The organism is Brevundimonas vesicularis (assembly GCF_044807075.1).
Taxonomy (GTDB): domain Bacteria; phylum Pseudomonadota; class Alphaproteobacteria; order Caulobacterales; family Caulobacteraceae; genus Brevundimonas; species Brevundimonas vesicularis_G.
In genome coordinates, this window is sequence record NZ_CP085234.1 from 1,008,680 (window position 1) to 1,025,926 (window position 17,247).

15 protein-coding genes are annotated in these 17,247 nt (G+C 68.5%); 10 read left to right on the forward strand and 5 right to left on the reverse strand.

All coding sequences use genetic code 11. The features are described from left to right. Positions 1-9 precede the first annotated feature (9 nt). From LG306_RS04985 to LG306_RS04995, 3 genes are all read right to left on the reverse strand, one after another. The gene (locus LG306_RS04985; RefSeq protein ID WP_191554970.1) at positions 10-1,656 is read right to left on the reverse strand and encodes an acetolactate synthase large subunit; all 1,647 of its coding nucleotides are present in this window, start codon (positions 1,654-1,656) and stop codon (positions 10-12) included. Between the two features lie 569 nt (positions 1,657-2,225). After that, on the reverse strand, positions 2,226-2,891 hold the full coding sequence (locus tag LG306_RS04990; protein WP_224761173.1) for an SDR family NAD(P)-dependent oxidoreductase: 666 nt from the start codon (positions 2,889-2,891) through the stop codon (positions 2,226-2,228). Further along, positions 2,783-3,259, reverse strand: a complete 477-nt coding sequence (locus tag LG306_RS04995; RefSeq protein WP_291537832.1) for a hypothetical protein — start codon at positions 3,257-3,259, stop codon at positions 2,783-2,785. The genes LG306_RS04990 and LG306_RS04995 overlap by 109 nt, the downstream gene beginning before the upstream one ends. A 338-nt stretch (positions 3,260-3,597) precedes the next feature. On the opposite strand from LG306_RS04995, the gene LG306_RS05000 reads away from it, so the two are divergent. After that, positions 3,598-4,230, forward strand: a complete 633-nt coding sequence (locus LG306_RS05000; RefSeq protein ID WP_404418720.1) for a hydrolase — start codon at positions 3,598-3,600, stop codon at positions 4,228-4,230. A gap of 609 nt (positions 4,231-4,839) precedes the next feature. Here the strand turns inward: LG306_RS05000 and LG306_RS05005 are convergent. Then, positions 4,840-5,247: a nuclease gene (locus LG306_RS05005; RefSeq protein ID WP_314524912.1), complete on the reverse strand. Its 408-nt coding sequence runs from the start codon at positions 5,245-5,247 to the stop codon at positions 4,840-4,842. Between the two features lie 110 nt (positions 5,248-5,357). Here LG306_RS05005 and radC point away from each other — a divergent pair, with 110 nt between their 5' ends. From radC to LG306_RS05025, 4 genes are all read left to right on the forward strand, one after another. Continuing rightward, positions 5,358-6,050 (forward strand): DNA repair protein RadC, encoded by a 693-nt coding sequence (gene radC, locus LG306_RS05010; protein WP_354040116.1) that lies wholly within the window; start codon positions 5,358-5,360, stop codon positions 6,048-6,050. Between the two features lie 7 nt (positions 6,051-6,057). Next, a complete protein-coding gene (locus LG306_RS05015) occupies positions 6,058-7,005 on the forward strand; it encodes a toprim domain-containing protein (protein ID WP_291537380.1) in 948 nt (315 codons plus the stop codon). A 4-nt stretch (positions 7,006-7,009) separates the two neighbouring features. Further along, on the forward strand, positions 7,010-9,070 hold the full coding sequence (locus tag LG306_RS05020) for a ParB N-terminal domain-containing protein (protein WP_354040113.1): 2,061 nt from the start codon (positions 7,010-7,012) through the stop codon (positions 9,068-9,070). A gap of 140 nt (positions 9,071-9,210) precedes the next feature. Continuing rightward, positions 9,211-13,485 carry a strawberry notch-like NTP hydrolase domain-containing protein gene (locus LG306_RS05025; RefSeq protein WP_354040111.1) on the forward strand — a complete coding sequence of 1,425 codons (4,275 nt, stop codon included), beginning with the start codon at positions 9,211-9,213 and terminating at the stop codon, positions 13,483-13,485. A 13-nt stretch (positions 13,486-13,498) separates the two neighbouring features. Here the strand turns inward: LG306_RS05025 and LG306_RS05030 are convergent, their stop codons facing one another. Next, on the reverse strand, positions 13,499-13,879 hold the full coding sequence (locus LG306_RS05030; protein WP_354040109.1) for a hypothetical protein: 381 nt from the start codon (positions 13,877-13,879) through the stop codon (positions 13,499-13,501). Between the two features lie 187 nt (positions 13,880-14,066). Here LG306_RS05030 and LG306_RS05035 point away from each other — a divergent pair, with 187 nt between their 5' ends. The 5 genes from LG306_RS05035 (at position 14,067) to LG306_RS05055 (ending at position 17,164) form a co-directional block, all read left to right on the forward strand. Further along, complete coding sequence (locus tag LG306_RS05035; protein ID WP_066629722.1) at positions 14,067-14,423, forward strand: hypothetical protein; 357 nt, start codon at positions 14,067-14,069, stop codon at positions 14,421-14,423. A 36-nt stretch (positions 14,424-14,459) separates the two neighbouring features. Next, positions 14,460-14,879 carry a single-stranded DNA-binding protein gene (locus LG306_RS05040; protein ID WP_291537376.1) on the forward strand — a complete coding sequence of 140 codons (420 nt, stop codon included), beginning with the start codon at positions 14,460-14,462 and terminating at the stop codon, positions 14,877-14,879. Between the two features lie 123 nt (positions 14,880-15,002). Beyond that, entirely contained in the window at positions 15,003-15,476 is a 474-nt protein-coding gene (locus tag LG306_RS05045) for a GcrA family cell cycle regulator (protein WP_291537375.1), read from the forward strand. Between the two features lie 141 nt (positions 15,477-15,617). Next, on the forward strand, positions 15,618-15,839 hold the full coding sequence (locus LG306_RS05050; protein WP_291537374.1) for a hypothetical protein: 222 nt from the start codon (positions 15,618-15,620) through the stop codon (positions 15,837-15,839). Positions 15,840-16,219: 380 nt separating this feature from the next. After that, complete coding sequence (locus LG306_RS05055) at positions 16,220-17,164, forward strand: DUF2493 domain-containing protein (RefSeq protein WP_354040105.1); 945 nt, start codon at positions 16,220-16,222, stop codon at positions 17,162-17,164. The last annotated feature ends 83 nt before the right edge of the window (positions 17,165-17,247 follow it).

The window sequence follows — 17,247 nt, forward strand, 5'->3', positions numbered from 1 at the left end:
GCGGTTGACCTAGAGCGCGGCGCTCAGGTCACGAATGTCAGTGTTCAGAATACGGTCGTTGTCGGCATAGTCGACCGGAACCTCCACCAGATGGACGCCCGGCGTATCGAGGCAGGCCCGCAAGAGGTCTGGCAGGCCTTCCGCGCTGGTCGCGCGGTGCCCGTGTGCTCCGTAGGACTCGGCGTATTTGACGAAGTCCGGATTGCCGTAGGTCAGACCCCAGTCGGCAAAACCCATATGCGCCTGTTTCCAGCGGATCATGCCGTAACTGTTGTCGTTGAGAACCAGAACGACCAGGTTGAGCCCCAGCCTGACGGCGGTTTCCATCTCCTGGCTGTTCATCATGAAGCCGCCGTCGCCGCAGACGGCCATGACCTTTCGCCCCGGGCAGATCATGGCCGACGCCATCGCCGAGGGCAGGCCGGCGCCCATGGTGGCCAGCGCGTTGTCCACCAGCATGGTGTTGGGCATGTAGGCCGGGTAGTTCCGGGTGAACCAGATTTTGTAGACGCCGTTGTCGAGGCAGACGATGCCGTCGTCCGGCATCACCTGCCGGATCTGGTCGACCAGGTATTGCGGATAGACCGGATAGCGCGTGTCACCCACCGAGGCGGCGGAATGCGCGATCTCGGCGCGCCGGAACCGCTCCATGTCCGCGAATGTCCAGTCGGCCTGCGGGTCAAGGGCTTCCTTCAGCTGCCAGATGGCGTTGGCTATGTCGCCGACCACCTCGATCTGGGGGAAATAGACAGGATCCACCTCGGCTGTGCGGAAGCCGATGTGGATCACGTCGCAACCCTCGGCAGTCATGAAGAAGGGCGGCTTCTCGATGACATCATGGCCGACATTGATGATGACGTCCGCCGCATCGACGACGCGATGAACGAAGTCGCCTGACGAAAGAGCGGCGCAGCCGAGATATTTCGGATTGCGCTCGTCGATGACGCCTTTGCCCAGTTGGGTGGTGATGAAGGGGATGCCGGTTTTCTCGACGAACTCGGTAAGCATCCGGCTGGTCATCTTGCGGTTGGCGCCCGCCCCGACGATCAGAAGCGGGGATTTGGCCCGCGCAATCCGGTCGGCCGCGATCTGGATCGACTTGGGGTCTGGAATGGGACGGCGCACCTGGCTCGCGGGGATCGGGCCGTTGTCGGTCTGTTCGCGGGCGACGTCTTCGGGCAGTTCCAGATGCGTCGCGCCGGGCTTTTCCTCCTGGGCCAGGCGCACGGCCTCGCGCACCCGGGCGGGGATGTTGTCGGCCGAGGCCAGTTGATGCGTGTATTTGGTGATCGGCCGCATCATGTCGACCACATCCAGAATCTGGAATCGTCCCTGTTTGGAGGACTTGATCGGCTTCTGGCCGGTGATCATCATCATTGGCATGCCGCCCAGCTGCGCATAGGCGGCCGTGGTGACGAGATTGGTCGCGCCTGGACCCAGCGTCGCCAGGCAGACGCCGACCTTGCCCGTGTGCCGGCCATAGGTCGCCGCCATGAATCCTGCGCCCTGTTCGTGGCGCGTGAGGATCAGCCGGATCTGTTTTGATCGGGACAGGCTGTCCAGAAGGTCGAGATTCTCCTCGCCCGGCACGCCGAATACGTATTCGACACCCTCCTGTTCGAGGCATGCGACGAACAGATCAGACGCCTTGGTCATGGAAACTCCGGGGTCAGGTGACGATCAACTCCCGGACTGGGGGGCCGGGCGTAGGTGGATCAACGATGGGGCGGTCAACCGACGCGCGATTGATCCTGTAGCTGGCGAACGGTGGCGCGGTCGCCCTGAAGCTCGACCGACTGCTGGCCGATCAGGTGGTTATACCGTCTCGAAAGTAGCGAGATAGGCGCTGAAGTGTGGACCGGCGTAGAAAAGGGATCCCGTTAGCTGTGTGGTCGGCGTCAATAAGGACCCCTGATCCCTGAAGCCTAACGGTGGCGGCTTGGCGGATAGCGCGCGCCGTTTGCTGAATGATCGGATCACGCTTCGCGGCCTGCTCGGTTGGCCGCAGAAAGCCACAGCCTTGCTTGCTGCTCCAAAGCAGACGTCGTGAAGCGCCGTTCTCAGTCCTTGAGGCATGGAGCGACCGGTAGGGATTCGATCCCAGAACCCGCGAGCCTTCCAACGCCAGATCGACGTTATAAACCGCTGCTCTGCGCCGCTACCGACGGCGTCGCCCGTGTCAACGCCCGCATCGGCAATGCGCCGATGCGGGCGTCTTTGACAGGCTAGGCGTTCGCGCCGCCGTCGACCGTTATAACCGTGCCGTTGATCATGCTGGCCGCCGGGCTGGCCAGGAAGGCGACGGCGTCGGCGATTTCGCGCGGGTCCGCATAGCGTCCCACGGACGACAGACCGCGCTGAAAATCGGCGCCTTCGCCGTCAGCCGGATTGGCCTCGGTATCGGTCGATCCTGGCGAGACGAGGTTCACGGTGACGCCGAGCGGACCAAGCTCCCGCGAAAGGCCGCGCGTGAAGGACAGTAGAGCCGATTTCGTCATGGCGTAGGCCGTCACCCCAGGGAAGGGGACCCGATCACCCAAGGCGGAGCCGATCGAGATGATCCGCCCGCCCTGACCGAGGTGCGGGATCGCGGCCTTGGAAAAGGCGACGGGTCCGCGAACATTCACGTCCATCAGGGTCTGGAATTGAGCGAGGTCCAGATCCGCGACGGGACCGGCTAGTCCGATGGCCGCGCTATTGACCAGGATGTCCAAGCCGCCGAGCGCATTGACCGTCTCAGCTACGGCGCTCTCGATGGCGTCGGTGTCGGCGCTGTCGGCCTTCACGGCGAGGCCGCGGCGCCCGACCTTCTGGATCGCAGCGACGACGCTGTCCGCGCGCTGCGGGGAGTTTTGGTAGGTGATGGCGACGTCCGCGCCGCGCTCGGCCAAGGCCTGAGCAATCGCAGCGCCAATAGCGGCATATAGCCCGGGGCCAGGACGACGGCGATGAAGCCGATATCGGTGGCGCTCACGGCCACGAGGTTGATCCACCAGCCCCGTGAACTGTTCCGCCAGTTCAGGACCACCGCGGCTACGATCGCTATCAGGGCGAAGCAGAGCAGGTTCCAGGCGTTCTGCAGAACTCGCGCGCGTTCCATGCCGTCCGCCATCTGCTGTCCGAGACTGTAGACCTTCCACGCCGCCTGAACGTGGAGCAGGCCCCAGATCACGTAGGCGACCGCGCCCGCCTTCGCCAGCCAGGCGGCGGCCGGGGCTGAGGAGGGGGGCGGGGCGGAGCGGGGGCGCTGAAGCGTCATGACGGTCTCTGGTCTCGTGTTGTCGCGCCGAAGCCTTCTTGGCGACCGGTGCTCGGGCGATGTCCGCACGGCGCCGCCGTGTCAGGTTTCCGCTCGTGACGGGGTTGCCAGGGGCGGGCCCCCGGGAAGGTCTAGCCCGTCGGCTGACCAGCGGCGGCGCCGGACTGGAGAACACTGAGTTCTCCCGGTCCAGGCGGACGGCGACAGGCGAGGGGGCTACCTTGACCCCATCGTCGCCTTGGCCGGGCTTCCCCCCAATCCCCCGACCCGGCCGGGCGTCGTCAGCCTGCGTGCTTGCGCGCAGGCGCATCCCGATCTCAACGCCAGGAGTATCTGTAATGGCTAGCGAACCCATCCGTGATCCGAAAACCGATCACCTCCTCACGCCGCAAAACTGCGCTTTTCTTCTGATCGACTATCAGCCGATCCAGGTCAGCTCGATCCGGTCCATCGGCCAGGAGGAACTGCTCTTCAACATCGTCCACACCGTCAAGGCGGTCGTGAATTACAACGTCCCGGTCATCCACTCGTCGGTGAACGTGGCGACGGGCCTCAACAAAGCGCCGATTCAACCCCTCATGGACCTGCTGCCTGACACGCCGGTCATCGACCGCACGACGGTGAATGCGTGGGAAGCTGTGGAATTCAAGCAAGCCGTCCTCGCCACGGGCCGCAAGAAGCTGATCATGACCGCGCTGTGGACCGAGGTCTGCCTTGCCTTCCCCGCACTCGACGCACTGCGCGAAGGGTTCGACGTCTACGTCGTGGCCGACGCGATCGGCGGCACCTCCGTGGCGGCGCATGAGCTCGGGCTGCGCCGCGTCGAGCAGGCCGGCGGCAAGCTCATCAGCAAAACTCAGCTGTGGTGCGAGCTCCAGCGCGACTGGTCCCGCAAGGATACGGTCCCGGGCTTCATGGACGTGTTCGAGAGTTGGGACGGGTTCAACCCCGAAAAGAACGCCCACGTCTAAGAGTTCTACCGCTCCCGCGCCCTTCCGAGGGCGCGGGCGCGACGCCTTGGTCTCTCTTCCCGCCGGTCGGCGAGAAGAGAGGTGGGCGCGCATGCAGGCCGTCATCAGGACCTTCACCTGCAGGATGTCGCCATGGACGACGATCGGATTGCGGCAATATTCTTCACACGGGTGTTCCCATCTCCACGTGGTTGGGGGCCGAACCCAACGGCGCGACCGTGAAATGCGCCGAACATGTTTTCACAAAATCCGGGACGGTCGGTTCTACGAGCAGAACTTCCTGCTCGACGGAGCGGCGATACACAGGCAGCTCGTGGTGAACTTGGCGCTGTACAGTCGGTCGCCCGGGCCGACCGGCCAGCGTCGAACCTGAGTTATGGCTGAGCGCCTTGAGCGCCAGTCGGCAAGGGAGAATCGACGCTTCAGACGATGTTGAGGAGTGGCTCGGGCGCCGCGATCTAGCCCTGCGATGATAGTCGCTTGGCTGGAGTTGCAATGGTTTTCGTGACGTCGGAAAGGCCGGTCACCCGCCCGGTTGTCAGCTATAGGGGGCCGGTCGGACTCGATCCTGGAGGATCGCGCCTAGGCCGAGCGAACGCGCCGTCGGTCCTAGTTGCCGCCTTCGCGGCCGCCGGCTTCCCGCAGCAGGTCGCCAATCCCTCGCCCGTTCAGGCGACAGGCGGCGACGACGCGATCGTAGACGACGACCCGGCCGCTTCTGCCCCTGACCGCGACGCAGGTTAGCCTGCGCCCCCGCACCAGACTGGCCAGACGATCCCGGGCGCCGCGACCGGCCGGGCTGTTGAGTTCCGGGGCGTCAAAGTCCGACAGCCGCACCTCGATCCAGGTCGCCGGGTCCGCCGTGGAGCCAAGGCACAGGCCGTCGCCGTCCCCGACATAGCGGACCACCCCGGAGAAGGTTTCGCCGGCCCGGTCAGGCAGGCGGCCCTCGCACGGGTCGGCGCGGGCAGCGGCGGGGGTGAGGAGGAGGCCGGCGACAACGAGGAGCCATTTCATGGGCACAGGGTGAAGCGTGTCCGCCGCTTCGCCAAGACGCCGTCGATCGAAAGGGAAAGCGAGGGCGGCGGCGGGCGCTCCGATCAGGGAGCGCAGACCAGGAGGTCGCCATGAGATCGCTTCCCGACCGCGCGCCGGCATATCCGGCCCTTGCGGCTACACCCTCCTTCGCCGCCGAGCCGTCAACTCTCTCAAGTCTGGACGACCTGGCCCTGCTCGGCCTGCTGCTTGGGCGATGCCTGTCGGCGCCTATGGTCGGCGCCACCGCTGAGGCCCTCGTCGATCGGTTCGGGTCGCTCGGCGATATCGCCGCCGCCGAGGTCGCCGAACTCGGCCGGCTGCCCGGGATGGGTCCGGCGGCCATTCTGGATCTCAAGCTGTTGCGCGAACTGAGCGTGCGGCTGTCGCGGACCACGGCGTGCGCCCGCCCGGTCCTGTCATCCTGGAACGCGCTCACAGCCTATGCCCGGACGACCCTGGCCCATCTGCCCCGGGAACAGTTCCGAACCCTCTTTCTCGACCGCCGCAATCACCTCTTGCGCGACGAACTGGTCGCCGACGGCACGGTGGACCACGCGCCCGTCTATCCGCGGGAAATCATCCGGCGGGCGCTCGAACTGTCCGCCTCGTCCCTGATCCTGGTGCACAACCACCCTTCCGGCGATCCGACCCCGTCCCAGGCGGACATCGTCGTCACCCGCCAGATCATCGACGCTGCGAAACTGTTCGGCATCCAGGTCCACGACCATCTGGTCCTGGGGCGTCAGGGGACGGCGAGCTTCAAGCAACTCGGCCTGATCTGAGGCCGTCATGACCCTTCACCCCATCGTCGCCGCCCTGGGCGGCGACCTCTACCAGAGCGGGCTGCGCGCCAATGTGCCCGCGCCGGGCCACAGCCAGGCCGATCGATCGGTCTCGCTCCTCCTTTCCCAGGGTCGGGTCATCATCCACGGGTTCGGCGCGGCGGACTGGAGGGCCATCCGCGACCACCTGCGTAGTTCGGGTTTCATCGACGATACCGGGCGTCTCACGGGGGCGGGGCGCGCCCCGGTGTCGGCCCCGGCGCCGGACCGCCGGCGGCGCATCGAGACCGCCTCTCGTCTGTGGCATGACGCTCGACCGTTAAGCCCCTCCGATCCCGCGTCCCTCTACCTGCGACGCCGCGCCGTCCACGGCGGCGATGGGGCGCTCGACCTGCGCTTCCATCCCGCCGTCCCCGTCTCCATCTACCGGCCCGGCGGGCGTACGCGACCGGCCCTCGTCGCGCGAATCGTCGCGGCGGACGGGGGCCTGACGGCCGTCGAGGTGACCTATCTCGAGCCGAACGGCCTGGGCGTCGTCGGCCTCGCCGTGCCGCGCAAGACGGTGGGGGTCGTGCCGCCTAGCGCGGCGGTTCGCCTGTCGCCGGCGGCCGAGGAGATGCTGGTCGGCGAAGGGGTGGTCACCACCCTGTCCGCCATCGACCGCTTCCGCCTTCCCGGCTGGGCCCTGATGTCGGCGAACAATCTCGCGGCCTGGACCCCGCCCCCGGACGTCCGTCGCGTGCTGGTCGCCGCAGACCGGGGCATGGTCGGCGAGGACGCCGCCGCCCGCCTTAGCCATCGCCTCAGGACGCTGGGAATCCAGGTTCGGGTCTGGTGCCCCAACCCGCCGTTTGAGGACTGGAACGCGATCGCCCGCGGCGTCGCGAAAGGAGGAGCGAGGGCGCTCGGGGGCGCCGGAGCGGCGGGGATGGGCCCCGTCGCCCTGCGGAGATGATCCCATGACCGACCTCGCTCCCGTTATCACCCCTGTCGTTGTCGTCGAGCGCGACCGACGCACAGTCCGTCTCGGCGATCTGGGCATCGCCCGGGAAAACCTTCGTCACGACGAGCCGCCTGACGACGACATCCCCACGCTCGCCGCGACGATGCGGGCCGCCGGCCAGCTTCAGCCCCTGACCGTCCGCCCGGGTCGCGGCAGGAAGGAAGAGCCGTGGATGGCGCTCGACGGGCGCCGGCGCCGGCTCGCGCTCGGCCTCCTCCTCGAGGCCGGCGAGATCGGCGACGACCATCCCGTCGATGTCTTCGTCGAGACCGACCCGGCCCGTCAGGCCGCGGCGGTGCTTCTCACCAACACTGCGGTTCCCGTCCATGTCGCCGACATCATCGCGGCGATCGGCCGGATGCTGAAGTCGAAGCTGACGGTCGCGGTGATCGCCAGGGCGTTGGGCTATGCCGAGATCGAGATCAAGCGTCTGGCGGCGCTCGCCGGCCTGCCGTCCGCAGCGCTCGTCGCCCTGAAGAGCGGCCGCATGAGCCTGAAGCAGGCGCGGCTGCTGGCGCGGTTGCCGGACAAGGCCGAGCAGGAGGAACTCGCCGAGGCGGCCTTGGACGGTCACGGCTTCCAGGACTGGCGCGTTCTCGAGCGGCTCGACGACGCTCGCGTCACCGCCCGCGACCGCCGTTGCGCCCTCGTCCATCCGACCACCTACGGCGAGGCCGGGGGCCGCACCGAGACCGATCTCTTCGGCGAACTCGTCCCCGTCCTGCTCGACCCTGACATCCTGACCGATCTCTGGCTGAGGCGCGCCCGTGGCATCGCAGCCGTGTTCGAGGCGGAAGGCGTCGCCGTCCACGTCACCGCTGGCCCGGAGCCGGACCTGCCCGAGGACCTGGAGGCGCTCGGCTATGTCTATGGCGGATCCCTCCCGGCCGAGGAGATGGCGCGATATCGCGCCCAGCGCGAGGTCTTCAACGATCGTGTCGAGGCTGCGCGCCTGGCCTTGGCCGACCCGGCCCGACCGGACATCGCCGATCTCGCCATCATGGACATGATCCGCGCGCGGATCGCCTCCGACCAGACCGGCTGCGGCGGCCGCGTCGTGACGACGATGGTGATGTGGCCGGCGGCGGACACGGGAGTGGAGGTGCGCTGCTACACGCCGGAGGAGCCCGAGACCGACGACGATGAGAGAGGCGGGGGCGATCCGGTCCCGCGTGCGGCCGCCCCGCCGGCCTACATCTCGCCCGAGGTCGAGGCGCCCGAACCTGAGACCGAAGGGGTCAACCACGCCCTCCATGCGGCGCGCACCGACGTCGCCACGCGAGGCCTGATCCGGGCCCTGGCCGATGCTCCGTCCGCCGCCCTGACGGCGCTGATCTCGCGCCTGTTCACGGTGATCGTCCTGCGCAGCCGCGTGGCCCGGTCGGAGTCGGCCCTGGCGATCGTGGCCACGGGGTTCAACCCTTCGGCCGGGAGGGTCATCGAGGCCCTCGACGGCGACGTCCGCCAGCGCCTCGACGATCGTCGCGCCGACTGGCAGGCCTCGGGCGAGACCGTGATCGCCTGGATCCATGGGCTGCCGCATGGCGAAAAGATGGGACTGCTGGCCGAACTCACCGCCGTCAGCCTCGACGTCCGGGAGGAGAAGACTTTCCAGATCCGCCGGGCAGCCCGGGCCGAGGCGGCGGAACTCGCCGCGCTGTGCGATGCGGACATCAGCCTGCACTGGACGCCCGATGCGCCCTTCCTGCAGTCCCATTCCAAGGGCCTCCTGCTGGGCATGCTCGAGACCATGGGCTCCGAGGACGAGCGCGCCCGGGCCCTGAAGAAGACGGAACTGGTCGATTGGGTGGTCGAACAGGCGGCCACGCGGACCTGGGCCCCCGCAAGCCTGTCCTGGCGCGCCTCCGTCAATGATGGAGGCGCGTCTGCGGAGGATGGTCAGGACGCAGAGGACGGTCCTTCCGACGCGCTGAACGACGAGGCCGATGACGATGGCGTCGGCGCCTTCGCCGTCACTCCAGAGGGCCAAGCCGCGCTCGACTCCGCCGCAGCCTGAACATTCGCCGACGACGAACGCGCCGCCTCGACCTCGGTCGGGGCGGCGTTGTCGTGCGGACCCGGAAAGGCGGGGGAAGGGCGGGGCGAGGCGAGCCTGGAGGACCGTGGGGGAGGCTCCCTCCGCTCCAGGTGATCCGGATGCCCGCCATGCCTGCCGCCTCGACCACCCCGTCCCTGTTCGCCACGCCTTCGCGGTCCGACCGATCGGCCAATGTCCTCGCCGCGGCGCGGGCGCTCGCCATCGCCCTTGCGCGGTCCCGGCCGCTCGACCGGCGTCTCGTCGCCGATGTGATGACCACCGCATTCGGCGCGTCGGACGCGGACGGGGCCTGGACCTGGCGCGACGCCTACGATGCCATCGAGGCCGGGACCGTGATGCAGATCCGGCGCCTGGCCCCCCAGGTCGCGAGGCTGGAAGACGCGCCGGCCGAGATCGCCGCAGTCCTCGCCGGCGTGTCCGCCCTGGGTCTGACCCACAGCCGTCGCAGCGAGGAACAGGTCGCGCTCGACCAGTTCTCGACCCCGCCGCCGCTCGCGGCCATGGCGGTCCTGGCCGCCCAGGTGCGGCCCGGCGACCGCGTGCTGGAGCCCTCCGCCGGCACAGGGCTGCTCGCGGTGGTGGCCGAGGTCTGCGGAGGCGCGCTGACCTTGAACGAGAGGGCGCCGGGCCGCGCCGGCCTTCTCGACGGCCTGTTTCCTCAGGCCGCGCGGACGCGCCATGATGGTCGCCACCTCGCCGACCTGCTGCCCGAGGCCGGCCGCTTCGACGTCGTCCTCGTCAATCCGCCCTTCTCCGACCTGGCGGCTCACCTCGTCGCCGGTCTCAAGGCTCTGGCGGACGGGGGGAGGATGGCGGCCATCGTGCCCCTGACGGCCCTGGCGGACACGGCGATGCGCCGCGCGTTCGAGGCGCATGGCGCCGTCGTCGGGACGATCGCCTTTCCGGGCCGCGCCTTCGCCAAACATGGCACATCCGTCGAAACCGGGTTGCTGGTCGTTGATCGCGCGCCGGCGCGGACCTGGGATGGGCTCCTGCACCAGCCGGACGACTGGGACGCGATGACGGGCCTGATCCGGGGCCTGTCTCCGCGCGCCTCAGCCAGGCCGCGCGTCCGGGTCGGGCTCGCCGCGACCTCCCTCCTCGCGCCGAGGGACCGTGGCCTGGCTCTGCCCTCCGGCCGGCTTGGCTTCCTCGCGGGCGCGGCGCCGCTCGCCTATGCGGTCAAGGCGTGGAGCGGGGAGGGCCGCGACGTCGGCCTCTACCAGGCCCACGCCCTGGCGCGGATCGACCTGCCGGACCCGAGGCCGCATCCGTCCCCTCTGGTGGAGTCCGGGCCAATGGCCTCGGTCGCGCCCCCGGCGCCGACCTATCGTCCGGTCTTGCCGCCGGCGATGCGGGTCGAGGCTCGCCTCTCGGACGCCCAGACAGAGAGCGTCATCTACGCCGGCGAGGCCCACGGCGGGCATCTGCCTGGGCGATTCCGCCCGGCCGAGGCGCCGCACGAGGTCGTGCTCGTCCGGGACGATGCGGAGGACGCGATCCGGTTTCGCCGCGGCTTCTTCCTGGGCGACGGCACGGGCTGCGGCAAGGGCCGCCAGATCGCGGCCGTCATCGCCGACAACATGGGCCAGGGCCGTATGCGGGCTGTGTGGCTGTCGCGGAACGACGCCCTTCTGGAGGACGCTCGCCGCGACTGGGGCGCGATCGGCGGCGGGGCCTATGACATCGTCCCGCTTTCGAGCTGGAAACAGGGCGACGGGATCCGTCTGAATCGCGGCATCCTGTTCACGACCTATGCGACTCTTCGCCAGCCCGCGCGGGCCGCGCGCCCGTCGCGTCTGGACCAGATCGTGGCCTGGCTAGGGGAGGACTTCGACGGCGTCATCGCCTTCGACGAGGCGCACGCCATGGCCAACGCCGCCGGGGGTGGCAAGGGCGCGCGTGGGGCGAAGAAGGCTTCGCTGCAGGGCATGGCGGGTCTCGCCCTGCAGAACCGTCTGCCGAACGCCCGGATCCTCTACGTCTCGGCGACCGGGGCCACCACGGCCGAGAACCTCGCCTATGCGGGGCGTCTCGGCCTGTGGGGCGGGCCGGAGGCGCCGTTCATGACCCGCGCCGACTTCCTCGACGCCATGGACCGAGGCGGTGTCGCGGCGATGGAATTGGTGGCGCGCGAGCTCAAGGCGCTCGGCCTCTATGTGGCGCGATCGCTTTCGTTCGAGGGCGTCGAATACGAGCCGCTCGTCCATCCGCTGACGCCCGACGACATCGCCATCTGGGACGCCTGGGCCGACGCGTTCCAAGTCATCCACGCCAACCTGGCCGAGGCGCTGAAGGCCACCGGTTTGAATGACCCGGAGGGCAAGCCCAGGAGCGGACAGGCGGCCTCCGCCGTCCATTCCGCCTTCGAGGGCGCCAAGTTGCGCTTCTTCGGCCATCTCCTCGCCGGGCTGAAGGCCCCCAGCCTGATCGCCTCCATCCGTGACGACCTCGCTGCCAACCGCTCGGCCGTGGTCCAGATCGTCTCGACCAATGAGGCGGTGATGGAACGCCGGCTCTCCTCCATCCCGCCCGAAGAGTGGAACAATCTGTCGATCGACCTGACCCCCCGCGAATACGTCCTCGACTATCTGCGCGAGGCCTTCCCGATCCATCTGATGGAAGCGATTGAGGACGACAGGGGCGGGGTCACCATGGTCCCGGTCATGGTCGACGGACGACCGGCCGTCAGCCGGGAAGCCGTCGAACGCCGACAGGTCCTTATCACGCGTATGGCCTGCCTGCCCGCGGTGCCCGGCGTGCTCGACGCCCTCCTGGAAGCCTTCGGCACGGACGCCGTCGCCGAGATCACCGGCCGCTCGCGCCGGGTGGTGGTGCGGGACGGCCGACGCGTGGTGGAACGGCGCGGCGCCTCCGCCGCCCGCGCCGAGACGGACGCCTTCATGTCCGGACGCAAGCGGGTGCTGATCTTCTCGGACGCGGGCGGGACGGGCCGCAGCTACCATGCCGACCTGTCGGCGGAGAACCGCCAGCGTCGCGTCCACTACCTGGTCGAGCCCGGCTGGCGGGCGGACGCCGCCATCCAGGGGCTGGGCCGCAGCCACCGGACCCACCAGGCCTCGGCGCCCCTGTTTCGGCCCGTGACCACCGACATCCAGGGCGAAAAGCGTTTCACCTCCACGATCGCCCGGCGCCTCGATTCCCTGGGCGCGTTGACGCGCGGAGAGCGCCGGACCGCCGGAGCTGGTCTTTTCCGGGCCGAGGACAACCTCGAAAGCCCCTGGGCGCGCCGCGCCCTGCTGGTCTTCTACGGAGCTCTGGCCTTCGGCGAGCTGTCGTCCATGACGCTGGAGACCTTTATGGCCAAGACGAGCCTGAAGCTCCTGGACGAGGACGGCGGCCTCAAACCTTCCGACGACCTGCCTCCCATCCACACCTTCCTGAACCGGCTGCTGGCCCTGCGCATCGCCGATCAGAACGCCCTCTTCGACGATTTCGACCGCATCCTCTCCGGCATCCTGGAGCGAGCGGCCGCCTCGGGGGACCTGGATCGCGGCCTGGAGGACATCGAGGCCGAGGAGCTGGACGTCGTCGATCAGGAGAGGATCCGCACCGATGTCGCCACCGGCGCCGAGACGGCCCTGGTCACCTTCGCACTGAAGGTGCGGCGCGAGATCCTCAACGCCGACGACGCCCTGAACCTGGCGGGTGACATCGCCCACCGGCTGGTGGTCAACGAGAAGTCGGGCCGGGCGGCGATAGCCGAGCTCGGCCTGACGACGGCCACGGACGACGATCGCCTGGTCACGGCGGTGCGGCTCATTCGTCCCGACGACCGCCAGATCCTGGCCGAGAAGGCCTTCGAGGAGTCGTCCTGGAAGCCTGCGATCGTCGAGGACTGGCGGCGGGCGTGGGACGAGGAGGTCGCCGGTACGGACCCGTGGCGTCGGCGCGAGCTGACCCTGGCGACCGGCCTGCTTCTGCCAATCTGGGGCCGGCTGCCAGCCAGGGGCTGTTCCGTTCGTCGCGTCCGCGCGCCCGATGGGCGGCGCTGGCTCGGCCGTGTCCTCGACGCCGTCCAGGCCCGCGCTCTGAAGGCCGCTCTCGGCCTGACGGACGTGAGCGAAGCCTGGGCCGACGGCTCGACGACCGGGGCAGCAGTGCTCGACCGAGGCGTCCAGCTCTCGCTGGAAGGCGGCCTCTGGCTAAAGCGGGCTCGCGTCATGGACCGCTGGCGCCTGGAGATCGTCGGGGCGCGCGCCGATCGCGACGCCCTGGTCTCGTTGGGCTGCTTCGTCGAAATCATCGCCTTCACGCCGCGAGTGTTCGTGCCCGTAGATCGGCCGCGGGTGGTCGAGGCGGTGCTCCGGCGTCACCCCGTGCAGACCATGCTCGACGGCGCCGCAGCCTGAGCGCCGGCCTGAGCTAGCCTTCGGCTTCTCGCAGGGGCTGTCGGCGACGCACGGTCTTCATCAGGTCTTCGTTCAACTTGGGCGGATCCCAGGCGCGGCCGCCCGGGATCGTGGCCAGGGCTTCGGGGAAACGCATGTAGGTGAAGACCCTGTCGACGATCTCGATCATCAGGGCCTTCATTTCCGGATCGGAAATCCGGCTGAGCTCGGCCCATGGAATCTCGCCGTCCGGCGTGATGACCACGACGTCGCTGAAGTCGCCCGTGCGCGAGACCGGAAACCGTCCGGCGTGGAGCGTCTCGAGTTCGGTGTTCCGGACGCAGATCTCCACGATCGCCTTGGACATCCGCGCCAGGTCGCGCGCGTCCTTGGCCGACAAAGGCTCCCGATCCATGCCGTCCCTCCTGGGTCGATCCCAAAGCGTCAGTCTAGCACGGGGGGGCTTGGCACGGGCATCACCTGACAGAGCAGACCGTCCGGGCGGAGGCCCGAACCGGAAAGTAACGGAGGAAGGGAGGCCATGGGTGAAGCGGGATGAGGGAGATCGGCTCCCCGGCGCTTCGGATCGACAGGAGACTGACATGCAATCCATGATGTTCACCGGGCGTCTCGCAGCGGATCCCCAGATCAGCGACGACTTCGGCAAGGCCGTGTTCCGGCTGCTCGAGAAGCGTGGCGTCGACGCAGCCGGCAAGGACCGGCTGGTCGGGGTCAACTGCGTCAGCTGGTCCAAGGGTCTGAACGAGAAGGTCATCGCTCGCGGACTGGCCCAGGGCTGCGAGGCCGTGGTCATCGGCGCCTTCATCGACACCACCTACACGGCCCGGGACGGCAAGGAGCGGGCGGCCAAGGAGTTGGTGATCAACCGGCTGACCGTCCTCGACTGGGCCGAAGGCCGCGACGCCTCGGTCGGCTCGCCCGACCGCGCCGCCGCCTGATCCTTTCAACCCCCTACATTCAACAGGAGACTGACCATGCAGACCCTCGTCATCGAAGGCTATCTGGCCGCCGACCCCTCCATCCTCTCCGCCCAGGGCTCGGGCAAGAAGCGCGCGAGCTTCCGCGTGCTGGAGACCACCCGCTTCCGGCGCGGCGACGGCACGCCGGGCGAACGCACCACCGGCTTCAACTGCGTCTGCTTCAACGAAGCGACCGCCGAACGCTACATCGAGCAGTACGCCAGGAAGGGCAGCCGGGTCGTGATCCAGGGCCATGTCGAGAACGACACCTGGACCGGCAAGGACGGGGTCGAACACTACGACCTTCGCCTGATCGTCGGCGACATTCGCCTCAAGAATCGGCGGGAGCGCGACGGCGAGGACGACGCGGCGGAAAGCCGCCAGGTCCAGGAACCGGCCGGCGGCTACGATTTGAACGACGACATCCCGTTCTGATCGGAGCGGCTCCCTCCCTGAACGGCCCGGCGCGCAAGCGTCGGGCCGTTCTTCGTCTGCCGGAGAAAAAGGAAGGGTGGGAGGGGCGAGCCGATCGGGCTCGTCGCATCGGGAGTCCCCCCAATGACCGCCTCCGCCTGGACCCAGGACCGTATCGAACGCTTGAAGATCCTTTGGAGAGAAGGAAAGACCGCCGAGTACATTGCTCACGAGCTTGCGCACGGCATCAGTCGAAGCGCCGTGCTGGGCAAGGTCTATCGCATGGGCCTGTCGGCCGGACGCGCCGCCGCGCCGCCGACGATGAAACCGCAGCCCGCCCGGGCTTTGACCTCCCGCGCTCCGACCCTGCCGGCCCCTTCGCCACAGGAGGGCCCGGCCGATGATTGTCCGGAGCCCCCGGAGACCGGCCGGGCGTCCCTCCTGACCGTCCGCCGCCACGACTGTCGCTGGCCTCTGGGAGATCCGGGCTCTCGCAGCTTCAGTCTCTGCGGACGGCCCGCCGTCCGCGGGGCCTATTGCGCGCCGCACGCCCAGATCGCGTATCGGCCTGCGCTTGAGACGACCCGCAGCCTTGAGCGGCTGGCGGGTCTGGTCTGACTGCCGTCCTGGCCATGTGGCCGCTGCAATCCACGTCTACACAAGCCCGAACGGCGGCCTCGACGAGGTCGCCGTTTGTCATTTGTCCGGCCGACCCCATCAAGCCGCCCGCTTTTCGGCCCCGGCCGCACAAGGTACATCATGGCGTCCCCCTCCGCTGAACTGAAGGTCGCCCGCCAGATCCTGGGCTGGGATGCGCTGACGATGGCGCGCGCACTACGTCTGGTCGGCACGCCGGAGAAGCTGGAGGCGCGCATCCAGGACATGGAGGCCGGAAAGCGCGACATCAGCGGGCCGGTCAAGGTCGCGATCGAGGCCTTCCTCAGCGGCTGGCGGCCGGCCGGATGGGTAGAGCCCGTTTAGGACAAGCAGACCGGCGGACGGTCTGCGGCGCTAGGCTGACGGACATGCCGATGTCGTAGGCATCGAGGAAGCTGATTGCGTTCCGGTCGACCGGGCAGCGTCGTCGGCTCGCCGACGTCGACGGGCAGGAAGATCGATGTCCATTCGTCCGCATCGGCGCGACGGCGCCGAGTTGTGTCGTCGTCGCGAAGAGCGACGACGACTTGCCCCCACACAACGCCCTCCGATCTTGTCACAGCACCCCGGAAGTCAACGGCTTCGCCTTATTCCCTCCACGGAGGGCAAGCGGCCCTCCGCTCCGGTGACTGTCGGGGACCCCGCTGTGGCCAAGACCGGGGTCGTTGCGCATGGGGCGCACGGCATTCTCAAGGAATGTTCCAATGACCTTCTACAACCATCCCTTCATCGCCTCCGCTGCCCAGAAGTCCGACTCCGCCTTCGACGACCTGACCGCGTCCCTGGGTGAGGATCGTCCGCACCCGACGGAGGATGCCCTGGTCCAGCTCGGGCGAGCGCTCATGACCGAGCTGGTGGACGTGATTTCTGACACCGCGCTGGAAGACTATCAGACCATTCTGGGGGAGGCGTTGATCGGAGCCTTCCATTCGGCGGCCGGACGGATCGAACGCGATGCGGATCGGGCGCGCGACACGATGAGAACGCTCGACCGACACTTCGACGGATCGGAGGCGGCCGACACCGAGCTTCAGGAAGCGACGGCGAAGGCCAAGGCGGGCGATGCCGCGACGCAGGCCTGCGAACTGATCCGGGACGCGGCCTCCGAAACCTGGACAGTCGCGACCGGCGAGGTCTGGACGGCCTGGCGGGGTTCGCGCCGCGGCACCCATCTGACGGCGGCGCAGCTCGAGGCCAAACAGGCGATCCGGGCGATCCGCAACCGGAAGTCCGGAGAGGCCGATCCAGGCGGTCCGGTGATCGCCTTCCGGGGCGCGCCGACGGCCGACACGGCGGAGGATGCGGGGCGGATCTTCGACGCTCTCAACTGGGCGAAGCAGGAGTGGCCCGACATGGCCCTGGCGACGACTGGGGCGAAGGGGTCCGAGAAATTGGCGATCAGATGGGCCCAGCAGAAGGGGGTGAAACTCATCCTGGCTCGGGCGGATTTCGATGCGCACGGCAAGGCGGCTCCCTTCCGGGCGAACGAAGAGCTGATCGCGCTCGAGCCGGAAGTTTGCCTGACCCTGGTCCATTCGGTGGCGGGGATGCGGGAGGATCAGCGGCCGTTCGGACCGGCGCTCAACCTCGGGCAGAAGGCGATGGAGAACGGGCTGCGACACGTCTCCATCAAGGCGCGTGCAGCCTGACAGATCCGGACTGAGATCAACGACCCGCTCGGCTTCGGCCGGGCGGATTTTTGTTTGTCATCCGGTGGCGTCCGACTTCCGGA